We start from the raw sequence: 24,261 nt of genomic DNA, 5'->3' as shown, positions 1-24,261 counted from the left end.
GTACGAAAATAAAGAAAGACTGCGGGTGCCGGAGAGAAGATGGTGTCTGCAGTCTTTTTGATAGACATATATATGTACTCTCGGAGTCTTTCTGCACGTGCTTTTGTGGCTGATTTTCCGCCAGCTGCACCCGAATTTCATCAACGTACGCACCGCGTACGCCTCAGAAATTTGGGCACAACTGACAAAAAATCATTTCACAAAATCAAGCACAGAAAGATTCCGAGAGTACATGTATGGGGAAGGGAGGAACCACACATGGAGCTGACCGGCAGGCAGATACGAATCTCCGTCCGCAATCTGGTTGAGTTCGTTCTGCGTTCGGGGGATATTGATAACCGTCGCACGGCGGGTGCACAGAAAGAGGCGATGTTAGCTGGGGGACGGATGCACCGGAAGATACAGCGGCGGATGGGATCAGGGTATCAGGCGGAGGTGTCGCTGCGCCATTCGGTGGAGGAGGACGGATTCCAAATTGTGGTCGAGGGGCGTGCGGATGGAATCATCCGGGATGGAAAAGATGTCACGATCGATGAGATCAAGTGTGTTTACCAGGATGTAAATTGTCTGGAAGAAGCGGTTGGCGTGCATATGGCGCAGGCGCGCTGTTATGGCTATATCTATGGATTACAGGAAGCGCTGGACGAAGTGACACTGCAGCTCACCTACTGTAATCTGGAGACGGAGGAGATCCGCCGCTTTCAGGAGATCCAGACGATGGACGAACTTTCCGAATGGTTTGCTGGTCTGATCCATGAATATGTCAAATGGGCGCGTTACCTCTATCACAACGGGCTGCGACGTGATGAATCAATCAAAGCGCTCGAATTTCCCTATCCGTACCGGGCGGGACAGCGGGAGCTGGCGGTGGCGGTTTACCGGACGCTGGAGCGCGGGCGCAGGCTGTTTGTCCAGGCCCCGACCGGGATTGGAAAGACTCTTTCGACGGTATTTCCGGCACTTAAAGCGATCGGGGAAGGGCATGGGCAGAAACTCTTTTACCTGACGGCGAAGACGATCACGCGGACGGTGGCGGAAGAGGCGCTGGCGATTTTGCGGGAACGCGGGCTGTATTTTCGTTCGGTCACGATCACGGCAAAGGAAAAGTTGTGTATTTTGGAAAAACCGGTGTGTAATCCGGAAATGTGCCCGCGTGCGAAAGGGCATTTTGACCGTGTCAACGATGCGGTGTATGAAATTTTGCATCAGGAATTTGGAATCACGCGTTCGGTAATTTTAGAGTATGCGGAAAAATTTCAGGTCTGCCCGTTTGAGTTCTGCCTCGATATTTCTTCGTTTGTGGATGGGATCATCTGCGATTATAATTATGTCTTTGACCCGGACGTGCGCTTGAAACGTTATTTTGCGGATGGGGCGGAGGGAGACTATTTCTTCCTGATGGATGAAGCTCACAATCTGGTATCGCGCGCGCGGGAAATGTATAGTGCTTCTATTATAAAGGAAGAAGTGCTTTTGACAAAAAAGGTACTGGGACATCGTGCGCCGGCGCTGGGGCGGCAGCTTACAAGGTTAAATAAGGCGCTTCTGGAGATGAAGCGGGAGTGCAGCGGCTACCAGGTGCTCAAGGATGCCGGACATCTGGTTTCAGTGTTAAACGGTGTTTTTGGAGAAATGGAAAAGTATCTGGAAAAGCCGGGCGGGGAAGATGGGCGGGACACGATTCTGGATTTTTATTTTTCGGTGCGACATTTTTTAAATATGTATGAGCGGGTCGATGAGCATTACAGGATTTATACGGAACTTCTGCCGTCCGGCGAATTTGTCATCCGGCTTTATTGTGTCAATCCGATTGAAAATCTGGCGCAGTGCCTGTCGCAGGGGAAAGCGGCGGTCTTTTTCTCGGCAACGCTTCTGCCGCTCCGGTATTACCGGATGCTTCTGTCGGATCAGGAGGAGGACTATACGGTCTATGTGCCGTCCCCGTTTCCGCAGGAGCGGCGTCTTCTGCTGGCGGCGACGGATGTGACGAGCCGGTATACGCGGCGCAATGAGACGGAATACCGGCGGGTGCTGCGGTACATCCAGACGATGGCAAGTGTGAAAAAGGGCAATTATATTGTGTTTTTTCCGTCGTATCAGTATATGAACCGGGTGCGTGAGGTGTGTGAAGAAGAATATGCGTATCAGAAGGTTGAATTGGATGATAATGAAAAAATGAAAAATCATTCCGGGGAAAATGGAAAAAGTATGGAAATCCTGGTCCAGGATTCTCACATGACCGAGGAGGAACGGGAAGCATTTTTACAGAAATTTTCTCCCGAACGAACAGCTGAACGTGATACCTCCCTGGTGGCGTTCTGCGTGATGGGCGGTCTGTTTTCGGAGGGAATCGATTTGACAGGCGATCGGCTGATCGGCGTGATCGTGGTCGGAACCGGGCTCCCGATGGTATGCACGGAGCAGAAAATTTTGCAGGGATATTTTGAAGAAGAGGGAAAAGATGGATTTGCATATGCCTACCAGTATCCGGGCATGAATAAGGTACTCCAGGCGGCAGGGCGGGTCATCCGGACCGCGTCCGATCAGGGCGTCATCCTTTTACTGGATGACCGGTTCTGGCGTCGGGAGTACCGGGAATTATTTCCAAGGGAATGGAGCGATGTCAAACGGGTCAGTCTTTCGTCTCTGGAGCAGGAGCTTCAGGCATTTTGGAGCCGTTTTCCAGAAGTTCAATAAATTCACGCGATGCCTGTGAGATCGGCATTGTCTCATTGTGGACGACGACGAGCTGGCGCGGCGGCAGGGCTTCAGTCAGGGTCAGGGCATAAAGTTCTTTTTCGCCAGCCGGGAGACAGAAATCCGGGACAAATGCGATGCCGAGACCGATGCGCGCCAGATCGATGAGCAGATCGTTGCTGCTTAATTCAATCTCCGGTACGAGGTCGAGCTGGTGCTTCTGGAACATGTTGTGCAGAAATTCGCTGGTGGTACTCTTGCGATCCAGCATGAGGATTGGGAGTGCCTGCAGCTCGCGCAGTGTAACCGGGCGGTCTTTCATCGGAAAATAGGTCTCATTGGCGACGAATATATCGTTGAATTCGCGCAGCACATGGATATTCTGCGTTCCACCGAGCCCGGAGTTTGGATAGTTCGTCAGAATAAAATCGACCTGACCGTTGTCCAGAAGCCGCGCACATTCGATGGAGGTACGGTTGGTAACCTTGATGTGGATATTCGGGTAGCGCTTGTGAAATTCGCTTAAAAATGGCACCAGATAATAGCGGCAGATCGTATCGCTTGCGCCAATGCGGAGCTGACCGCCGTTTAAGCTGTTAGAGTCGAGCAGCTGGTTTTCGCCCTGACGGATCAGGTTCATCGCCGGTTCCACGTGCTTGAGTAGGATCTCTCCTTCCGGGGTAAGCTGTACTTTTTTTGTGCTGCGGATGAAAAGAGTCTGGTTCAGTTTCTTCTCCAGTACCTTGATCGACTGGCTGACCGCCGACTGGGAGATGAAAAGCTGCTTAGATGCCTCGGAGAAACTTAACGTCGAGGCTACGTGGTAAAATACTTTATATAATTCATAGTTGATATCCATTTATTAGTCCTCCTTATAGAACTGTATTCAGTGTAACATGATTGGAGGGCGGAGTCAATAATGATTGTATCTGTGTCTTGTTTGTGATAAAATGACGGAATCATCTTAGAAGTATGTATTTTTTAGGAGGGAATACCACATGGAATCTAATACATTTTATGATATTTACTTAGAGGAACTGAAAAATCTCCCGCAGGGCACGCCGGAGGAGGAAACGGCGCTTCTGAAAAAACTGACGGAGGGGGACAAGACAGCGGTTTCCCGTCTGACGGAGTTAAAACTGACGAAGGCGGTTCAGATCGCGGAGGAGTACCACGATCGGGGACTTCCGGCGGGCGATCTGGTGCAGGAGGCAAATATGGCGCTGTTTCTGTTCGCAAGCGAGTACGAAAACGGTGATTTCGACGCGCAGATGGAGAAAAAGGTGCGCGCGGCGATCGAGGATGCGCTGCAGATTCAGAACCGCGAGACGAAGATTGAGGAGGAGATGGCGGCGCGCGTTAATGTCCTCAAGGATATTTCTGCGAGCATGGCGCGGGAGCTGGGACGCGAGGCGACCCTTGCGGAATTGGCAGAGCGCATGAAGATGAGCGAGGATGAGATCCGTGACATCATGAAGCTGACGATGGATGCGATGAAGGTCAGCGGTCAGGCGGCAGAGATGGCTCAGAAAGAGATAGATGAACAGGAGTAATAGAAAATGCTGTTTTATTTGGTGCGCCACGGTCAGACTGACTGGAACCGGGCGGGAAAGATACAGGGAACGACGGATATTCCGCTGAATGAGACAGGACGGCAGCAGGCGGAGCAGCTAGCCGCTGTTCTAAAAGAGAGGAGTGGCTATCCGGCGGGAACGCGGATCGATGCGGTTTATACCAGCCCGCTTGCGCGGGCATTCCAGACGGCGGAGATCCTGGCAAAGGAAGGAAAATTACCGCTCCGCCGCCTGACGGGGCTGCGGGAGCGCGATTTTGGATGCTGGGAAGGCAAAAGCTGGCAGCAGGTGGAAGCAGAGTACCCGGACGAATTTCATCTGTGGAGGGAACAGCCGATGGTCGGTATCCCGTCCGGCGGAGAATCAAGAAAATCCTGCGAGGCGCGGAGTGAACGGGCGATCCGACAGATTTTGGAGGAGACAGCCGGGGATGCGGTGATCGTGGCGCACGGTGGGATCCTCGTCTTTTTGATGAATTATCTGCTCCGTTTCCATCGGGAGCCGCAGGAGATCATTGTGGCGAATGCCAGTCTGTCGGTTGTTTCGTATGACCGTTCGACGGGGATGGGAAAGCTGCTTGCACTGAATGAGACAGGGACGTTGGAACAGAAAAAATTGTTTTAAAGAATGATTTCAAAATGAAAAAGCAGGAATGAAATAAGGCAAGAGATACAATAAGAGTTACTGTTCACGGGTAGGCACTTTTGGAACCGAAAGTGCCGTAAGAAAACGTGGTGGTAGCAGGAATTTGCCGTATTTAAATGCGAAGCCACGGCAAATTCCGTTACTGGGCACGTATGCGTGAACAGTAACCAATAAGATATGTTAATAAAAAATATTAAATATATTAATTTTACTAATCTATAAAAATTGTGTATGATAAAGGCAGATGCTGGAAGAAGGCATTTGCCTTTTATGCTAAAAAATGAATGTATTTTACAGAACATGAAACATTAAAATACGAAAAAACAGGAGGAAAACATGAGCGTAAGACGTATTTTCGTTGAGAAAAAACCGGAATTTGCCGTATTGGCTCACGATCTGAAAGAGGAGATCGCAAGCTATCTGGGGATCGACACGATCACCGATGTCCGCGTACTGATCCGCTATGATATTGAGGATGTATCGGAGGATGCATATCAGAAAGCGCTGATTACGATCTTCTCTGAGCCGCCGGTTGATTTTGTCTATGAGGAGGCATTCCCGTCCAAGGAAGGCGATACGATCTTTTCCGTTGAGTTCCTGCCGGGACAGTTCGATCAGAGAGCCGATTCCGCAGAACAGTGTGTGAAACTTCTGAATGAAGAGGAAAATCCGGTGATCCGTTCCGCGACAACTTATGTTATTTCCGGAACACTGACCGCGGAGCAGATCGAGGGCATCAAGTCCCTGTGCATTAACCCGGTGGATTCCCGTGAGAATAACAACGCAAAGCCGGAAACGCTGGTAACGGTATTTGAGCAGCCGGAGGATGTCAAGATTTTCGATGGCTTCTGCGGTTATGGCGAGGCAGAGTTAAAAGAACTCTACGATTCCCTGAACCTTGCGATGACGTTCAAGGATTTCGAGCATATCCACAACTACTTTAAGAACGAAGAGAAGAGAGATCCGTCTGTGACCGAGATCCGCGTGCTGGATACATATTGGTCCGATCACTGCCGTCATACGACCTTCCAGACTGAGTTAAAGGACGTTACCTTTACAAAGGGCGATTACAATGAGCCGATGGAAGCTTCCTACAAACAGTACCTGGCAGACCGTGAGGTTATTTACAAAGACCGTGACGACAAGTTTGTCTGCCTGATGGATCTGGCTGTTCTCGCTATGAAGAAGCTTCGCCGTGAAGGTAAGCTGGAGGATCTGGAGGAGTCTGAGGAGATCAATGCCTGCAGTATCGTAGTTCCGGTTACCATCGACGGCAAGGAAGAAGAGTGGCTGGTTAACTTTAAAAATGAAACCCACAACCATCCGACCGAGATTGAGCCTTTTGGCGGCGCTGCCACCTGCTTGGGCGGTGCTATCCGCGACCCGCTTTCCGGACGTACCTATGTATACCAGGCTATGCGTGTGACCGGTGCGGCTGATCCGACCCGTCCGATGTCTGAGACACTGCACGGTAAACTTCCGCAGAAGCGCATCGTAAAGGATGCAGCACATGGCTACAGCTCCTATGGCAACCAGATCGGTCTTGCTACTGGCTATGTAAAAGAGATTTATCATCCGAATTATGTAGCAAAACGTATGGAGATCGGTGCTGTTATGGCAGCAGCTCCGCGCAAAAATGTCATCCGTGAGACTTCCGATCCGGGCGATGTAATCATCCTGATGGGTGGACGTACCGGCCGTGACGGTATCGGCGGCGCAACCGGTTCTTCCAAGGTACATACCGAGGAGTCCATCGAGGTCTGCGGCGCAGAGGTTCAGAAGGGAAATGCACCAACAGAACGTAAATTACAGAGACTGTTCCGCCGCCCAGAGGTCAGCCGTCTGATCAAGAAGTGTAACGACTTTGGCGCCGGCGGCGTGTCGGTAGCGATCGGTGAGTTAGCTGACGGACTTCAGATTGACCTTGACAAGGTTCCGAAGAAATATGCAGGTCTGGACGGAACGGAGATTGCGATTTCCGAGTCACAGGAGCGTATGGCTCTGGTGGTAGACCCGAAAGATGTTGATAAGATGCTTGCTTATGCAGCAGAAGAGAACCTGGAGGCAGTTCCGGTTGCCGTTGTTACTGAGTCCCCGCGCCTGGTTCTGAACTGGAGAGGCAAGACGATCGTAGATTTAAGCCGTGCATTCCTGGATACCAACGGTGCTCATCAGGAGACAACCGTTACCGTTGAGGTTCCGACCAGGGAAGGCAATGTATTTGATAAACAGGAAGTAAAGGATGTCAAAGAAAAATGGCTGTCCATGCTTTCTTCCTTAAATGTATGCTCCCAGAAGGGTCTGGTTGAGATGTTCGACAGCACCGTGGGCGCAAGCAGTGTATTCCTGCCATACGGCGGTGTCCACCAGATGACCGAGACACAGGCGATGGTGGCAAAACTGCCGATGAGCAAGGGCAAATGCGATACCGTTACCATGATGAGCTACGGCTATGATCCGTACCTGTCCAGCTGGAGCCCGTACCACGGCGCTACTTACGCAGTGCTGGATTCTGTTGCTAAGATCGTGGCAAACGGCGGTGATTTCCACAAGATCCGCTTTACCTTCCAGGAGTACTTCAAACGTATGACGGAAGATCCGAAGAGATGGGGCACACCGTTCTCCGCTCTGCTCGGTGCTTACAGTGCGCAGCTCGGATTTGGACTTCCGTCCATCGGCGGCAAGGACAGTATGTCCGGCAGCTTCTATGATGAAGAGCACGGCGAAATCGACGTACCGCCGACACTGGTTTCCTTTGCAGTTGATATTTCCGATACCAAACACGTGGTATCTCCGGAATTTAAGAAAGCGGGCAGCAAGATTGTTCTCTTTACCATCGAGAAAGATGCACATGACCTGCCGGTTTACAGCCAGATCATGGATGGTTACGAGAAAATCTACCGCGATATGGAGTCTGGAAAGATTATTTCCGCATATGCGGTTGAGGGTGCTGGTGTAGCAGAGGCTGTCAGCAAGATGGCATTTGGTAACCGCCTGGGCGTAAAGATTGAGCACAATGTAGATCCGAGAGACTTCTTCGCCGCTGGCTGGGGCAATATTGTCTGCGAGGTTCCGGACGGCAAGGTAGGCGAGCTGTCCATTCCGTACACCGTGATCGGTGAGGTAACCGACAAGGGAACCTTCGAGTATGGCAGTACCGTGATCTCCATGGAAGAGGCTCTGAAAGCATGGACCAGAACCCTGGAGAAGGTATTCCCGACTGCTTCCGGCGCGCCGATGAAGGCAGCAGAAGAAACACTTTACAATACCGATAAGGTATATGTATGCAAACATAAGGTGGCAAAGCCAACCGTATTTATTCCGGCAATGCCGGGTACCAACTGCGAGTTAGACAGTGCGAAAGCCTTTGAGGCAGCCGGAGCGGAGACGATTGTGCGTGTATTCCGCAACCAGAATGCATCCGATATCCGTTCTTCCATCGAGCAGTACAAAGAGGATATCAAGAAATCCCAGATCATCATGTTCCCGGGTGGATTCTCCGCAGGTGATGAGCCGGATGGTTCGGCTAAATTCTTCGCTACGGTATTCCGCAACGAGGCGATGATGGAGGAGATCGACAAACTGCTTCATGACCGGGATGGCCTGGTACTGGGTATCTGCAATGGCTTCCAGACATTAATCAAACTGGGACTTTTAACCGGAGGCAAGATTGAGCCTCAGAAAGCAGATTCCCCGACTCTGACAACCAACAACATTGGACGCCACATTTCCCGCATGGCATACTTAAAGGTTGTATCTAACCTGTCCCCGTGGCTCAGAAAAGCAGAGCTGGGAGGCGTATACTGCAACCCGATGTCCCATGGTGAAGGACGTTTCGTAGCCAACGAGGAGTGGCTTGCAAAACTTCGCGCAAATGGTCAGATCGCGATCCAGTACAGCGATCCGAACGGAAACTTATCCGTCAGCGAGGAGTGGAACCCGAACGGTTCCTACCAGTGCATCGAGGGTATCACAAGCCCGGATGGACGTATTCTTGGTAAGATGGGTCACAACGAGCGCTGCTGGAGCGATACAGGCATGAATATCTATGGAAATCAGGATATGCAGCTGTTTGCTTCAGGTGTGGAGTATTTCAAATAAAATGAACACCTGCTTTTAAGTAAGGTAGAAATAGACCGGACCGCAGAAATCTGCCCCGGTCTATTTTTTGTGTGATAGAAAATTCCTTGGAATTCCCCATCACACAAAAAGGTACATTCTTTTTTATGTCACAGGAAATATCAATTATGATATAAATTCTACCATTGACGAAAATGTCAGAAAACCTTAAACAAAAAGTTATTCTCAGGTAATAAAAGTGTGCTATCCTGTCAATAACAGAAAGCAGACATCTACTTCAAAAAAACAAGGGGAAAATTTTGAAAATACCGACAGTTTATTTTGACGCAGGCAGATATGTTTGTTATAATGAAAACAAGATTTTGTACGCGAGAGTACATTAAAAAAGGAGGATGGGATATGAGACATAATCTGAAGGCAGCGGCGGTTTCCGCTCTTGCTATCATGGCGGCACTGGCTATGAGTATTCCGGCATACGCGGCTGACAAAAAGATCTCGGAAGTTAAGTTCCGTGTCAATGCGAAACCGGAAGCGGGCGACAGCATCGGGGATCCGGATGTACAAGTTACGAAGGGTAATGTTGAGATTACCGAGCAGGAGTTTGACAATGACGACAGCGAGTGGGAGAGAGGTGATAAGCCGGTCATCTACCTGACGATCGAGGCAAAGGACGGTTATCAGTTATCCGGCACAAAGCTTTCTGCAACCAAGTCGGCTTACAAAGTTACGAAGCGATCTGGCGATAAGAGCGAGTGGAAAGTTAAGATTACGATGTCAGCTGTTGACGGCGATTTGGATACGGTCGAGGATCTTAGCTGGAGCAATCGTACCGCAACCTGGGACAGTGTATCGGATGCAGGCAAGTATGAAGTTAAGCTGTACCGCAACAGCTCTACCGTAACGACTGTTACAACTACAGGCACAAGCTACAATTTCTACCCATACATGACGAAATCCGGCGATTATACCTTTAAGGTGCGCGCGGTTGACGGAAGCGATAAGGGTGAGTGGAGTGACGAGTCCGATGAATATTATATGAATTCTTCAGATGTGTATACAGGTACACCTCCGACCGATAATTCTTCTGGTGGTTCCACTCCGGCAAATGCGAATGGTCAGTGGGTAAACAGCATTTACGGCTGGTCTTACTACATCAATGGTGTACCGGTTAAGAACAACTGGGTATATGTTGATAATGAGTGGTATCATCTGAATGCAAACGGATTCATGGATACAGACTGGATCTATACTGATAATAACTGGTTCTATTTAAACCCGGTATCCGATGGTACGAGAGGCAAGATGCTGACCGGCTGGCAGCAGATTGGACCGTACAAGTATTATCTGAATCCGGTATCCGACGGCACTCGCGGTGCAAGAAAGACAGGCTATCAGTTCATCGATGGCGCATGGTATCTGTTTGACCTGAATAGCGGAGCACTCTGGACGAACATGGTAACTCCGAACGGTATGGTAGCGGATGCAAATGGTGTTCTCCACTAAGGAGCTATCTGGCAGCAGACCGGAAGAGGATCTGAAATGCGGAAACATACATAAATGAAACAAAAATCAGACAGCGGCAGACAGCGGACGAGCGAAAGCAAGTGGCTGATGCCGCTGTTTTTTTGTTTTTCTTGCACAGAAGGGGAGAAAAAGGATATAATAGAGAATCATATTGAGAAGCCGGAGAATTGATGAGGCGGGAATAAGAAACAGAGAGGAGAATCGATAAATTACGATGAAACCAACTGTATTATTGTATAATTTTACTGATTCCAAAAGAAAAATGAAGGTGCAGCAGGCGCTTATGCCACTGGGATTCCGTTTAAGGGCAGTGAAAAAGGAGGAGTACGGGCTGCCGGTGGGCGTGCTGGCTGGCGTGAAAGGACTGGATGAGGATGTCCTCAAGGAAGCCAGACAGGCAATAGAGACCGGGGAGGAAACGCAAAAAGAAGGGACCGCTCATAAACAGGCGGACGGGAGGCTGCAGCGAGAAGTGCCGGAGAATGATTCTTCCAGGAAAATGGATTTCTCGGATGAGATGGCGATCATGGCAGGCTTTTCTTCCACCCAGATCGATGCATTTATCTATGCACTTCGAAAAAAGGGAGTCGGACGGATCGATTATAAAGCAGTCCTGACACCGTATAATATGAAGTGGGATTCGGTACAATTATATGAAGAGATCAAAAAAGAGCATAAGATGATGACGTGGAAAGGTAAAGACGAATCATTGTGATGCCATGGGATTGGTGAAAGGTCATTTTACTGCTTGATGTGGAGGTGGAAAGATGCTGGAAAAAGTGGATTTGAATAAATCAGTGGATAAGGAAAATTACAAGAAGCTTCGGGAAGAGATGGATGTGAAGCTGGGAGAATTGCAGCGCGCCTGTAAGGCGGAAAAGATCCCGGTTGTCATCGTATTTGACGGCTTCGGGGCAGGCGGTAAGGGAACGCAGATCAACCGCCTGATCCAGCCGCTGGATCCGCGCGGCTTTGATGTTTATGCGAGCCGGGAGACGGGGGAAGAGGAACGGATGCGTCCATTTTTATGGCGGTATTGGACGAAGACACCGGAAGACGGGCGAATGATGATTTTTGACAAGAGTTGGTACGATAAGGTTACCGTTGACCGGTTTGACAAAGAGACAAAGCGGCAGGAGTTAAACGGGGCGTTTAGGGATATCCTTTCATTTGAAAAGCAGCTGGCAGATTCCGGCATGATTCTGATCAAATTGTTTCTGTATATTTCCAGGGACGAGCAGAAAAAGCGCTTTAAACGGCTGGAAGAAAGCAAAGAGACTGCGTGGCGTGTGACGGAGGCGGACTGGAAGCGCAACAAGGATTACGATACATTTCTGGAGATGAATGAGGAAATGCTGCAGCGGACGGATACCGGGTACGCGCCGTGGACGATCGTGGAAGCGACTGATAAAAATTATGCGGCAGTCAAGATTTTATCCACCGTCACAGACCGGCTGGAGTATGAGCTGAACCGCCGCCGAATGGAACGCGAGGAAGGGGCGGTGCATCCGCCGGTCAAACTTCCAGATGAGCGGTTTAAAAATGGCGTGCTTTCCGGCGTGGATCTGACGAAAACGCTGACACGCGAGGAATATAAGGAACGTCTGGATAAGCTGCAGAAAAAGCTGGAGGTGCTGCACGGCGAGCTGTACCGGCTGCGGATTCCGGTGGTGATCGGCTTTGAAGGCTGGGATGCGGCGGGAAAAGGCGGTGCGATCCGGCGCCTGACAAGCCACCTGGATCCACGCGGCTACAAGGTCAATCCGACGGCGGCACCGAATGATGTGGAGAAGGTACACCATTATCTGTGGCGTTTCTGGCGGGAGATGCCGAAAGCGGGGCATATTGCGATCTTCGACCGCACCTGGTACGGACGCGTGATGGTGGAGCGGATCGAGGGCTTCTGCAGTGAGGCGGACTGGAAACGGGCATATCAGGAAATCAACGAGATGGAAGAGCACATGGCGAATTTTGGCGCGGTGATCGTGAAATTCTGGATTCATATTGATAAAGATGAGCAGGAACGCCGCTTTAAGGAGCGCATGGAGGCTCCGGCAAAACAGTGGAAAATCACGGACGAAGACTGGCGCAACCGTGAAAAATGGGACGCATACGAGCAGGCAGTCAATGAGATGCTGGTGCGGACCTCTACTACCTATGCCCCGTGGACGATCATAGAAGGAAATTCCAAATATTTCGCGCGCGTCAAGGTGCTGGAAACGGTTGTGGAGGCGATGGAGGAGAAGATCCGTGAGGTAAAAAAGCTGCGTAAGTGATAGAAAGAAGCGGACGGCCGATTTGGTAATCATGTGTGGAAATATGAAGAAGCGCGGTTGCAATTCTTCGTAAGATACAGTAAAATCAATATTTAAAGAAAAAGACGGCAATTTTGAAAAACACAAACATTTGTGTAAACTTTGCGTTAAATGTAGCGATAGAAAGGAAGCGGACAAAATGGAGCAGACAGCAAAAGAGCGCACACTAGCATTTATGGCAGAGCATGCGGGGGATCCAACCCCGATGGAATTATTTCATATGCACGTAAAACACGTGGGAATCAATACAAAATCGGAAGACGAGGCCTGGGAGGTTGCTGAGACACTGGCGCGCCTGATGGGGCTGATGCCGCGCGAGACGGAGAAAGCGGTGTTCAGCGGTGACCTGACGGAAAATATGAAGGTGGAGAGCCACGGAACCTACGGCCATATTGGCTTTGGCGTAAATGATTGCGAGGCGGCGATCCGATACTTTGTGAACCGCGGTATGACGCTTCGGGAAGAGACGAAGCGCTTTGATGAGCAGGGTCGCTGTATTTTCGCCTATTTTAAAGAGGAAGTCGGCGGATTTGCGATCCACCTGGTACAGGATTGATAGCACCAGGCGATATAAAAACGAAAAGGATAGCAATATGAAAAAAATAATCGTGATCGGCGGCGGGGCAGCCGGCATGGCGGCTGCGATTGCGGCGGCGGAAAATGGCTGCGCGGCAACGATCTATGAAAAGAATGAGAAACTGGGAAAAAAGATCTATATTACAGGAAAAGGGCGCTGCAATGTGACGAATGACTGTGATATGGAAGGTCTGTTTGACAGTGTTGTGACAAACAGCCGCTTTTTATACAGTGCATTTTACGGTTTTAGTAACCAGGATATGAAGGATTTTCTGGAGGCGAACGGCTGTCATGTTAAGGTGGAGCGCGGCAACCGTGTCTTTCCGGTGTCTGATCGGGCATCGGATGTGACATCGGCGTTTGCAAGACGGCTGCGGGAACTGCGCGTGAAAGTAGAATTGAATCAGGGAGTTCGGGAACTGTGGCTGGAGAATGGTGTATTAAAAGGTGTGATTCTGGCGCAGGGCGGTAATGAGCGTGGGAAAAAAGACTCCTACATAGCTGCGGATGCAGTGATCGTGGCGACGGGCGGTTTGTCCTACCCGACGACCGGCTCAACCGGCGATGGTTACCGGTTTGCGGAGGCAGCAGGGCACAAGGTGACGGAACTTTCGCCGGCGCTTGTTCCGTTTGAGACGAAGGAAGATGTGAAGGAGCTGCAGGGACTCTCCCTGCGGAACGTGGAAGCTGCTGTTTTAAATGGAAAGAAAGAGGTTTACCGTGAATTTGGTGAGATGCTGTTTACCCATTACGGCGTTTCGGGTCCGGTACTCTTGAGTGCCAGCAGTTATGCGGCGAAAAAACTGAAAAAGGGTCCGTTGACTCTGATGATCGATCTGAAACCGGCGCTTTCCATGGAACAGCTCGATGCGCGGATTCTGCGCGATTTTGAGGCGGAGAAGAATAAACAGTTTAAAAATGCGCTGAACCATCTGTACCCATCAAAACTGATACCGGTCATAATTCGCCGCAGCGGCATTGAGCCGGACAAGCAGGTCAACGCCGTGACGAAGGAAGAGCGGAGACGGCTGGCGGAGGTGACAAAGCATTTTACACTGACGCTGACCGGGCTGCGAGGCTTCAATGAGGCGATCATTACCCAGGGCGGTGTGACGGTAAAAGAAGTTAATCCATCCACGATGGAGTCGAAGAAGCTTCCAGGGCTTTATTTTGCCGGGGAAGTGCTGGATCTCGATGCAGTCACGGGCGGCTACAACTTACAAATTGCGTGGTCGACCGGTGTGCTGGCAGGACGGAGCGCAGCGGAAAATCATGAATTATAACGATATGAAAAAGGGGAAACGAAATGCCGATTAATATAGCGATTGATGGACCAGCCGGGGCTGGGAAGAGCACAGTGGCAAAGAAGCTGGCGGAAGATTATGGATATATTTATGTAGATACGGGGGCGATGTACCGGGCGATGGCATTGTATTTTCTGCGCCAGGGCATCGACAGCCATGATGAGGCGGCGATCGGACGCGCCTGTGAGACGGTTTCCATTTCACTGGAATATGAAAATGGGATCCAGCAGGTTTATTTAAATGGGGAGAATGTCAGCAGCGAGCTTCGGACGGAGGCGGTTGGAAATATGGCTTCGAATACCTCTGTCTATGCGCCGGTTCGCAAAAAACTGGTGGAGCTGCAGCGTGAATTAGCCGGACGCCGGGATGTCGTGATGGATGGCCGGGATATCGGAACGGCGGTTCTGCCGGATGCGACCCTGAAAGTATATCTGACCGCGAGCAGCCGTGTGAGAGCTGGACGCCGTTATAAAGAGCTGACCGAACGCGGGGAAAGCTGTTCCCTGGAGGCGATCGAGCAGGATATCATCGAGCGCGATTACCGCGATATGCACCGGGAATTGTCGCCTCTCAAGCAGGCGGAGGACGCCATTTTACTGGATACTTCTGCGTTGAATTTTGAAGAGGTAATGCGGGAGATGGAGAAGCTGGTTGAGGCGGCAAAGAAAAAGCAGAAAAATCCCATTGCCGTAGGCAATTTTTGATGGATTTTTGCGCGTGACTGTGAAGGTACTGAACAGTTACGAAAATGCCAGGAAAAAGGAGAAGCCGAAAAGGGGCGGCAGCAAACATGAGACGATTGAAACAAACATGGATCGCCGCAGCACTTGGGATGAGTGTATGGATGACCGCCTGTGCGGGCGCGGCATCGGAGACAGCCACACAGGAAGGGGCTGTCGATGAGGAGAGCCAGGGGGCGATCCGTGAGGCTGTGGCTGAAAATGATCAGGCGCAGGAGCAGCCCAAACGGGATAAAACGCAGGAAACTGAGCGGACGGAACCGCTCACAGTTGAACCAGTCCGGGAAACCCTCAATATGACGCATTTTGACAACTGTACCTTTGCAGCTGGGTTCAAACCGCAGCAGATCCATCAGGATGAAAGCAATGTTATCATCACATTGACGGTCTATGACTATGAGCATTTTCATAAGGCAGATATCGATGAACTGCAGGCGGGAGATACGCTGCGCATCGATGGGAAAGAATGTCTCATTACTTCGATTGACCGACAGGAGTCTGGGCAGATCGAGATCAATGGCGGTCCGGCACAGGGGGGAGAAGAGCTGAGAATGGTAGAGGAGGATTCCTTTTATGGCTCGGCGATGGCAGTCGGGAGAAGTTACCATAAGCTGGGAGAGGTTACGCTGCAGATGGATGAGAACTTTGTCCTGACAGATGATTCTGACCCGGATACACCGCCGCAGGTGTATACCGCGGAAGAATTATTCGCGATCCGTGATCGGCTGATCGGGGAGTTTAAGCCATACAACACGGCTGTGACGGTGAAGGAGGAGAAAATTATTTCGATTTACCGGAAATTTATGCCATAAAAAATATAAAATCATTAAGAGGAGGAGAGCACCTTTTATCCGGATGAGAGGTGCTTTTTTGTGTAACAGGAAATTCCTTGGAACTCCCTGTTACACAAAAAGGCACTAACGTGCCAATGATGCGCACTCGCGCGAAGCAGAAACATGTCGCAAGCGACCGCGCTCGGCGCGAGAATGTGCCAAGGCACATTCTTTTTCAATATAATTTCCGGGATAAATTGACTTTTAAACATACCCCATCTATAATGAAACAAGCTGATATGGGCAGTGGGTGCCGCTGTTTGTGCCAGATCAGTCAGATTGCTCGGATTGGCAGGCGTGGACAGGGGGTAAAAGGGAAACAGGTGCAAAACCTGTGCGATCTCGTCACTGTGAACCGGAGAGTGGCGCCGCAGATGCCATTGCGAAAGTGAGAAGGCGCGGCGTGCATGATGACCCGAAAGCCAGGAAACCTGCCGGCTGTCGTGAACATATCGGTTAAAACTATTTTTGTGCGAGTCACACAAGGAGGAAAACATGAGAAAAAACAAAAAAGTAGTTGTAAGTGCAGCGGCAGTTACGATGTCCGTATTGCTTGGAGCCTGCGGCGGCAGTACATCCAGCCAGGCAACCTCGACGGAGGCGGCTTCTGAGGCAGAGACCGAGGCAGCTGAGGGCGCCGATTCCGATCAGGAAGCAGCAGATAAGGTGGCAAAGCTGATCGATGACATCTATGTACAGGAGCGCACCGATGACACGGATGAGCAGTGCAAGGCAGCCAAAGAGGCATGGGATGCCCTGACTGACGAGCAGAAGGAGCTGGTAGAAGGCGAGAACGCAGATCCAGATTATTTTGGTCGTGATACCGGCGATGCGAGCCTGGACGATCCGCGCAATCAGGATGAGATTGGCGACAAGGAGATCCTGGTAGTCAGCTTTGGTACATCCTTCAACGACAGCCGTGTGAAAGATATCAAGAGTATCGAGGATTCCATCCAGGATGCATTCCCGGATTGGGCAGTCCGCCGTGCATTTACCGCACAGATCATTATCAACCACGTTGAGGCTCGTGACGGCGAGTGCATCGACAATATGGATCAGGCACTGGAGCGAGCCGTGGAGAACGGAGTTAAAGAGCTGGTTGTCCAGCCGACCCACCTCATGCACGGTGCTGAGTACGACGAGATGGTTGAGGCGATCGAGAAGTATCAGGATAAATTCGAGCAGGTAGCTGTCGCAGAGCCGCTGTTAGGTGAGGTTGGCGACGATGCAGCCGTTATCAATGCAGATAAAGAGGCAGTTGCAAAAGCAGTTGTAGCAGAAGAAGCTTCGGAAGCTGGTTTTAAAGATGCAGCTGACGCAGCCGATCAGGGAACCGCATTCGTTCTGATGGGTCATGGTACCGCACACGTTGCAAAGGTAACCTACAGCCAGATGCAGACCCAGATGCAGAATCTTGGATATAGCAACGTATTTATCGGTACCGTAGAGGGCGAGCCGGAAGAGACTTCCTGTGAGTCTGTTATCGAGGCAGTGAAGGCAGCTGGTTATAAGAACGTCATTCTTCGTCCGCTGATGGTAGTTGCAGGTGATCACGCAAACAACGATATGGCAGGTGATGATGATGATTCCTGGAAGAGCCAGTTTGAGGCATCAGGTGCGTTTGACAAGGTAGATACTCAGATTTCCGGTCTGGGCAGAATTAAAGCGGTAGAATCATTCTATGTTGCTCATACACGGACAGCCATTGAGTCTATTTCGGAATAATGTATATGAAAAAGAAATTAAATTTAGCGGCGCTTCTGCTTGCTGCCGCTCTTCTCGGAGCGTGCGGAGGACAGAAACAGGACGCAGCCGACACCGTGGCGCAGACAGAGAGCGCAGAAACCGAGAATGCCGAACAGAAAAGCAGCATTGACCTTGCAGACGGCGTCTACACCGTCGATTTTAAGACGGACAGCAGTATGTTCAAGGTCAATGAATCGAAAAATGGAAAAGGTGTCCTGACGGTCAAGGATGGCGAGGCGACACTTCATATCAGCCTGACCTCGAAAAACATCGTGAACTTGTATCTGGGTACTGCGGACGAGGCAAAGGAAGATGAAGCCGGTTGGCTGCAGCCAACCGTAGACACGGTTACTTACAGCGACGGTCTGAGCGAGGAGGTCAACGGCTTCGATGTGCCGGTTCCGGCGCTCGGAGAAGAATTTGACCTGGCTCTGATTGGTAAGAAGGGCACCTGGTACGACCACAAAGTAAAGGTAGAAAATCCGGTTTCCGGAGAGGCAGAGGACGCGGAAGCGGCATCATCCGAGACGGAGAATAGCGATGATGCGGCAGATGCCCAGAAACCGGCAGGGCAGACTGCAGATGTGGCAGACGGCACTTATACCTGTGAGGTAACCCTGCAGGGAGGTTCCGGCAGAGCATCGGTGGACAGCCCGGCGACCATTATCGTCAAGGATGGAAAGGTGACTGCCGATATTGTCTGGAGCAGCCCGAACTATGAGTATATGCTGGTGGATGACGTGCAGTATGATCCGATCCAGACCGAGGGCAATTCCGAGTTCCAGATTCCGGTAACGCTGGATGAGGATGTAGCGGTCAGTGCCTTGACGGTGGCGATGAGCCAGCCGCATCTGATTGATTATACGCTGCATTTTGACAGCGTGACGTTATCAGAAGTTACGAAATAAAAGTAGATAGAAATACCTGTCCAGGAAGAACCTCCCGGTCCTTTTGTACATATTTTGATTACAGAAGGATCCGGGAGGTTTATGTCTATGCGTATCTGTGAACTCAAACAGCGGGAAGTTATAAATGTAAAAGATTGCAAGCGCCTTGGTTTTGTGGGCGACGTCGATTTTGACATCAGCACGGGAAAAATGCTTGCGATCATCGTACCGGGACCGGGCTGTGTCTGGGGCTTTCTGGGGCGGGAAAAAGAGTACATAATTCCATTCTGCGACATCTGCCAGATAGGGGATGACATTATTCTGGTGAGGCTGAAAGAAGAGAGAGAAAAGAAGGAATAAAGAAGGAATAGCGGAAAACTTCTGCTTGCAGAAGCGCACTTCCTGCGATATTATAATAAGTATGATATGTTATGAAAACTTGGCGGGGGCATATCAATAAAACCAGAAAAGGGGAAGAGCGATTGAAGTGTCCATTTTGCAACGCGGCTGACACGAAAGTAATCGATTCACGGCCTGCGGATGACAACAGTTCTATCAGACGCCGGAGACAGTGCGAGACTTGTGGAAAGCGTTTTACCACATATGAAAAACTTGAGACGATCCCTCTGATGGTTGTCAAAAAGGATAATACCCGGGAGATGTACGACCGGGCGAAGATAGAGGCAGGAATCCTGCATTCCTGCCACAAGCGCCCAGTCTCTCAGGGACAGATTTCGGCGTTGATCGACGATGTGGAAAACAATTTATTTAACCGGGAAGAACGGGAGATCTCGACCGCGGTGATCGGGGAACTTGTGATGGAGCGGTTAAAGGATCTGGATGTGGTTACCTATGTGCGGTTTGCATCGGTATACCGGGAGTTTAAAGACGTCGATACATTTATGGAGGAACTGCAGAAGATACAGCAGCGGAATGTGCCGTCGTATGAGCCTGGAAAGAACGGGGAAGAGACCAGATGATGGGAAATGCGTTTTATCCGGATGAATGGCTGGATTCTGCGTATGATATCCCGTATGAGCAGTTTTACCAGAAGGGAATGCGGGGTATCATATTTGATATTGACAATACGCTGGTGCCGCACGGTGCCCCGGCGGACGAGCGGGCAGTACAGCTGTTTGAACGTTTGCGGGCGATAGGGTTCCACACCTGTCTGCTCTCGAATAATAAGGAGGCGCGGGTCGCCCCGTTTGCCGGACAGGTGGGTTCGGATTATATTTACAAGGGTAGAAAACCGAAGCGCAGCGGATACAGGCAGGCGATGCGTCGGATGGGAACGGGCGAGCGCTCGACGATGTTTGTCGGGGATCAGCTCTTTACGGATGTGTACGGGGCGAGGCGGACAGGTATCTATTCGATTCTTGTAAAGCCGATCAATCCGAAGGAAGAGATCCAGATTGTGTTAAAGCGGTATCTGGAGAAAATTGTCCTGTGGTTCTATGTGAGAAGACAGGAAAAAAAATAGCGGAAGTTTGCAGCTGGGGATTTTTGAACGGTTTGAAAGAGCTTGCCAGGCGGCAGAACCGGATGCTGACAGGAGTGCCGGAAACGGTGGAAAATCAGTTGTTTTCAGAAAAAATATCGGCAATTTTAGAAAAATAAGGGGCGGAATTGACATGATGTGCCCTGCGTTTTCAAAAAAGTAGTTGAAAAAGAGGATTTTATAGTATAAAATAAAAAAGATAAAGCGAGTATTTTCAAGGAGGAGCATCATTTATGATATCAGCGGGCGATTTTAGAAACGGCATCACACTGGAGATTGATGGCAACGTATACCAGATCATGGAATTTCAGCACGTAAAACCGGGAAAGGGAGCTGCGTTCGTTCGTACTAAAATTAAGAACGTAATGAATGGCGGCGTTGTAGAGAAAACCTTCCGTCCGACCGAGAAGTTCCCGTCTGCCAGAATCGACAGAGTTGATATGCAGTATCTGTATTCCGATGGCGACTTATACAACTTCATGGATGTAAACACATATGAGCAGGTAGCTTTAAACCAGGAGACAATCGGCGACGCACTCAAGTTCGTAAAAGAGAACGAGATGTGCAAGATCTGTTCTTACAACGGCAAGGTATTCTCCGTAGAACCGCCGCTGTTCGTAGAGCTTGAGATCACAGATACAGAGCCGGGCTTCAAGGGCGATACTGCTACAGGCGCTACCAAACCGGCAGTTGTAGAGACTGGCGCTACTGTATATGTACCGTTATTCGTAAACCAGGGCGATAAGATCAAGATCGATACACGTACTGGTGAATATCTGTCCAGAGTCTAAGTTATAACATATACGTCAGAAAGGTCTTCACGATACCGTTTGTACCCTTGTGGGGAGGCAGTCGTGTCACTGACAGGTTTCTGACTGGAAACAGAGATTACTGTTTGTGGCAGGCATTTTCCTTTGCTGGTTATGCAGCGCATGAACAGTAGCAAGCAGAGAAACTGTTGTAAGATCCGGAGGAAACGTCGAGATTTTACAACAGTTTTTTTGCTTAACATATCGGGGAGGCGTCTATGACGCGTCCGTTGGTTCATCTCAGAGAGCAGGTTCGGAGTGAGCGGTGCTCATGGGGAGTGATAAATATGGAGAACGGAAGAGAAGACCGTCTGCGTCTGGGGGAAGAGGATGAGCCGGGGCGCAGATCTGGTGGCAGGAAGAGGCGTACATCCGGCAGGCAGACGGCAATCCGCCGGGAGCGGACGAGGCAGCAGAAGAAGCGCCGTGTGATGATGCGGCTGTTTTTGTGTCTGCTTATTTTCCTCCTGGGTGCGGGAACAGGCTGGACGCTGCGCGGGAAAATGATCCGCAAGCTGATCGATCCGTCCACGATCGAGATGCCAAGCTGGGTTGATGAGCAGCTTCTCACGGTCAACCGATATTCCAGACCGGGGACGAATATCCCGGTCATCAACGGGATCGTGATTCACTATGTGGCAAATCCTGGGACGACGGCACAGCAGAACCATGATTATTTTGAGGGATTGAAAGATCAGAGCGGCAGTAACACTGTTTCCGTCAGCAGCAATTTCGTGATCGGTCTGGACGGCGAGATCATCGAGTGCGTTCCGGTTGGGGAGAAGGCATATGCCTCCAATGAGAGGAATGCGGACACCGTTTCGATTGAGTGCTGCCATCCGGCGGCAGACGGAAAGTTCACAGACGAGACGTATGATTCGCTGGTAAAACTGACTGCATGGCTGTGCAAGCAGCTCGATTTAAGTCCGAAAGACGTGATCCGTCATTATGACGTGACTGGAAAGGCGTGCCCGAAGTATTTCGTGGATCATGAGGATGCCTGGAAGCAGTTCCGCAAGGATGTGAAAAAGGCAATGCGGAAGGATATATCAGATGAGAGATGACTCCCACCTCTTCAGGTGGCGAGGAGCAAATTAGTATCAGTGGTGGGAGTGGGGCTCCCATCTGATATAGCCTCCGGCAGGATTGCTTAAGATGCGCAAAAGAAATATGTCATGCTTTGCATGACGCGCATCTCGCAGCAAGAATGCAGAGGCATTCTTGAAAATATGCGATATAAATTATGAAAGGGAATCTAGTATGAAAACGATTTTAGATTTGATCGTGGAAGAACTGAAACCGGCGTTTACCGGCTGCGGGTACGATGAGAAGTACATCCGCGTAACGGTATCAAACCGCCCGGATCTCTGCGAGTATCAGTGTAACGGCGCGATGGCAGCTGCCAAAGCGTATAAAAAGAAACCGATCGATATTGCCAATGAGGTGGTGGAAAAGACAGCCGGAAGCAAGATGTTTTCTGAGATCAACGCCGTGATGCCTGGATTTATCAATATCCGCCTGAATCCGTGCTACCTGGCATCCTATGTACAGCAGGTGGCAGAGGATGAAAAGCTGGGACTCAACGCAGCTAAGAAGCCGGAGACGATCATCATCGATTACGGCGGAGCCAATGTAGCAAAACCACTGCATGTCGGACACTTACGTTCCGCGGTCATCGGAGAGAGCATCAAGCGCATCAGCCGCTATATGGGACACCATGTCATCAGCGATGTGCATCTGGGTGACTGGGGATTGCAGATGGGACTGATCATCGAGGAGCTGCATGACCGTCAGCCGGATCTGGTATATTTTGACCCGGATTATACCGGCGAGTATCCGTCGGAGCCGCCGTTTACGATTTCCGAGCTGGAGGATATCTATCCGGCAGCGAGCGCGAAATCCAAGGTAGATGTGGCATTCCGTGAGCGGGCACAGCAGGCAACCTTCAAACTGCAGAGTGGCTATGCACCGTTCCATGCGATCTGGAAGCACATCATGAACGTGTCCTTGAAGGATCTGAAAAAGAACTATGGCAATTTAAATGTATCGTTCGACCTCTGGAAGGGCGAGAGCGATGCGCAGCCATATATTCCAGGACTGATCGAGGATTTACAGAAAAAAGGTCTCGCCTATGAGAGCGATGGCGCGCTGGTTGTCGATATCGCACAGGAAGGGGATGCGAAGGAATATCCGCCTTGTATCGTCCGCAAATCCGACGGTGCGGCGCTGTATGCGACTTCCGATCTGGCGACGATCATCGAACGTGAGCAGGATTTCCATCCGGACCGCTATATTTACGTCGTAGACAAGCGCCAGGAGCTTCATTTTATCCAGGTATTCCGTGTAGCGAAGAAGGCGGGCATCGTCAAAGAAGATACGCCGATGATCTTCTTGGGCTTCGGTACGATGAACGGCAAGGACGGTGGTCCGTTCAAGACACGTGAGGGCGGTGTTATGCGTCTGGAGCACCTGATCAAGAATATCGATGAGAAGGTATATGAGAAGATTCAGGAGAAGCAGAAGGTTCCGGCGGACGAGATGACACGCACGGCGGAGATTGTCGGTCTGGCGGCACTTAAATATGCCGATCTTTCGAATCAGGCGACCAAAGATTACATTTTCGATGTAGACCGCTTTATTTCCTTTGAGGGAAATACAGGTCCACATATCCAGTATATGATCGTCCGCATCAAGTCCATTCTGGAGAAATACAAGGAATTGCGCGGTGCGGATGCTAAAGTGGTTCCGATCCGTCCGGCTGAGAGCGAGACAGAGAAAGCACTTCAGATGGCGCTCTGCCGTTTCGGCGAGGTGACAGAATCTGCATTCTATGAGACGGCGCCGCATAAGCTCTGCCAATACATGGCGGCAGTGGCGGATGCGTTCAATGCATTCTATCTGGAAAATAAGATCCTCTCCGAGGAGGACGCAGCGAAGCAGGCAGCCTTTATCAGCCTGATCACGCTGACCAAGCGGGTGCTGGATACCTGTATGGATCTGCTCGGAATGGAATCGCCGGAACACATGTAA

Annotated in this window: 20 protein-coding genes and 1 riboswitch; of the genes, 19 read left to right on the top strand and 1 reads right to left on the bottom strand. The window is 50.5% G+C overall.

The features are described 5' to 3' along the window. The first annotated feature begins 258 nt into the window (after positions 1-258). The gene (locus DW739_RS02915; RefSeq protein ID WP_118742588.1) at positions 259-2,697 is read left to right on the top strand and encodes an ATP-dependent DNA helicase; all 2,439 of its coding nucleotides are present in this window, start codon (positions 259-261) and stop codon (positions 2,695-2,697) included. On the opposite strand, the gene DW739_RS02910 is transcribed toward DW739_RS02915, so the two are convergent. Next, entirely contained in the window at positions 2,633-3,556 is a 924-nt protein-coding gene (locus DW739_RS02910) for a LysR family transcriptional regulator (protein ID WP_022359290.1), read from the bottom strand. The two genes, DW739_RS02915 and DW739_RS02910, sit on opposite strands and share 65 nt — an antisense overlap. Before the next feature lie 139 nt (positions 3,557-3,695). Between DW739_RS02910 and DW739_RS02905 the strand changes: the two genes are divergently transcribed. The 18 genes from DW739_RS02905 (at position 3,696) to argS (ending at position 24,261) form a co-directional block, all read left to right on the top strand. Further along, positions 3,696-4,250: a sigma-70 domain-containing protein gene (locus DW739_RS02905; protein WP_107000006.1), complete on the top strand. Its 555-nt coding sequence runs from the start codon at positions 3,696-3,698 to the stop codon at positions 4,248-4,250. A 6-nt stretch (positions 4,251-4,256) separates the two neighbouring features. Further along, a complete protein-coding gene (locus DW739_RS02900; RefSeq protein ID WP_107000005.1) occupies positions 4,257-4,895 on the top strand; it encodes a histidine phosphatase family protein in 639 nt (212 codons plus the stop codon). A 357-nt stretch (positions 4,896-5,252) separates the two neighbouring features. After that, positions 5,253-9,017 (top strand): phosphoribosylformylglycinamidine synthase, encoded by a 3,765-nt coding sequence (locus DW739_RS02895; RefSeq protein ID WP_107000004.1) that lies wholly within the window; start codon positions 5,253-5,255, stop codon positions 9,015-9,017. A gap of 378 nt (positions 9,018-9,395) precedes the next feature. Continuing rightward, positions 9,396-10,499 carry a hypothetical protein gene (locus DW739_RS02890; protein WP_118468715.1) on the top strand — a complete coding sequence of 368 codons (1,104 nt, stop codon included), beginning with the start codon at positions 9,396-9,398 and terminating at the stop codon, positions 10,497-10,499. Between the two features lie 304 nt (positions 10,500-10,803). Next, positions 10,804-11,235 (top strand): DUF3783 domain-containing protein, encoded by a 432-nt coding sequence (locus tag DW739_RS02885; protein ID WP_243023719.1) that lies wholly within the window; start codon positions 10,804-10,806, stop codon positions 11,233-11,235. Positions 11,236-11,287: 52 nt separating this feature from the next. Beyond that, positions 11,288-12,796 (top strand): polyphosphate:AMP phosphotransferase, encoded by a 1,509-nt coding sequence (gene pap / locus DW739_RS02880; RefSeq protein WP_117795621.1) that lies wholly within the window; start codon positions 11,288-11,290, stop codon positions 12,794-12,796. A gap of 178 nt (positions 12,797-12,974) precedes the next feature. Then, complete coding sequence (locus DW739_RS02875) at positions 12,975-13,391, top strand: VOC family protein (protein WP_227589675.1); 417 nt, start codon at positions 12,975-12,977, stop codon at positions 13,389-13,391. 37 nt (positions 13,392-13,428) lie between these two features. Then, positions 13,429-14,694 carry an NAD(P)/FAD-dependent oxidoreductase gene (locus DW739_RS02870; RefSeq protein ID WP_118490744.1) on the top strand — a complete coding sequence of 422 codons (1,266 nt, stop codon included), beginning with the start codon at positions 13,429-13,431 and terminating at the stop codon, positions 14,692-14,694. 23 nt (positions 14,695-14,717) lie between these two features. Next, on the top strand, positions 14,718-15,419 hold the full coding sequence (gene cmk, locus DW739_RS02865; protein WP_117795616.1) for a (d)CMP kinase: 702 nt from the start codon (positions 14,718-14,720) through the stop codon (positions 15,417-15,419). A gap of 86 nt (positions 15,420-15,505) precedes the next feature. Further along, complete coding sequence (locus DW739_RS02860) at positions 15,506-16,267, top strand: hypothetical protein (protein ID WP_147355503.1); 762 nt, start codon at positions 15,506-15,508, stop codon at positions 16,265-16,267. A gap of 297 nt (positions 16,268-16,564) precedes the next feature. Next, a riboswitch (cobalamin riboswitch) is annotated at positions 16,565-16,742 on the top strand. A gap of 41 nt (positions 16,743-16,783) precedes the next feature. Beyond that, on the top strand, positions 16,784-18,013 hold the full coding sequence (locus DW739_RS02855) for a sirohydrochlorin cobaltochelatase (RefSeq protein ID WP_118742585.1): 1,230 nt from the start codon (positions 16,784-16,786) through the stop codon (positions 18,011-18,013). Positions 18,014-18,018: 5 nt separating this feature from the next. Next, positions 18,019-18,942, top strand: a complete 924-nt coding sequence (locus DW739_RS02850; protein WP_118742584.1) for a hypothetical protein — start codon at positions 18,019-18,021, stop codon at positions 18,940-18,942. 87 nt (positions 18,943-19,029) lie between these two features. Then, positions 19,030-19,281 carry a YlmC/YmxH family sporulation protein gene (locus tag DW739_RS02845; RefSeq protein ID WP_106999996.1) on the top strand — a complete coding sequence of 84 codons (252 nt, stop codon included), beginning with the start codon at positions 19,030-19,032 and terminating at the stop codon, positions 19,279-19,281. Positions 19,282-19,403: 122 nt separating this feature from the next. Continuing rightward, entirely contained in the window at positions 19,404-19,901 is a 498-nt protein-coding gene (nrdR, locus tag DW739_RS02840) for a transcriptional regulator NrdR (protein WP_106999995.1), read from the top strand. Continuing rightward, positions 19,901-20,404 (top strand): YqeG family HAD IIIA-type phosphatase, encoded by a 504-nt coding sequence (locus tag DW739_RS02835; RefSeq protein WP_118539169.1) that lies wholly within the window; start codon positions 19,901-19,903, stop codon positions 20,402-20,404. The genes nrdR and DW739_RS02835 overlap by 1 nt, the downstream gene beginning before the upstream one ends. 251 nt (positions 20,405-20,655) lie before the next feature. Then, entirely contained in the window at positions 20,656-21,213 is a 558-nt protein-coding gene (efp, locus tag DW739_RS02830) for an elongation factor P (RefSeq protein ID WP_022358740.1), read from the top strand. Between the two features lie 305 nt (positions 21,214-21,518). Then, entirely contained in the window at positions 21,519-22,295 is a 777-nt protein-coding gene (locus DW739_RS02825; RefSeq protein WP_118742583.1) for a peptidoglycan recognition family protein, read from the top strand. A gap of 196 nt (positions 22,296-22,491) precedes the next feature. After that, complete coding sequence (gene argS, locus DW739_RS02820) at positions 22,492-24,261, top strand: arginine--tRNA ligase (protein ID WP_118742582.1); 1,770 nt, start codon at positions 22,492-22,494, stop codon at positions 24,259-24,261.

It is taken from the genome of Clostridium sp. AM28-20LB (genome assembly GCF_003480665.1).
Classification (GTDB): Bacteria; Bacillota; Clostridia; order Lachnospirales; family Lachnospiraceae; genus Otoolea; species Otoolea fessa.
The sequence above is the reverse complement of the archived record's forward strand: the minus strand, read 5'-3'. Positions and strand labels throughout refer to the sequence as shown.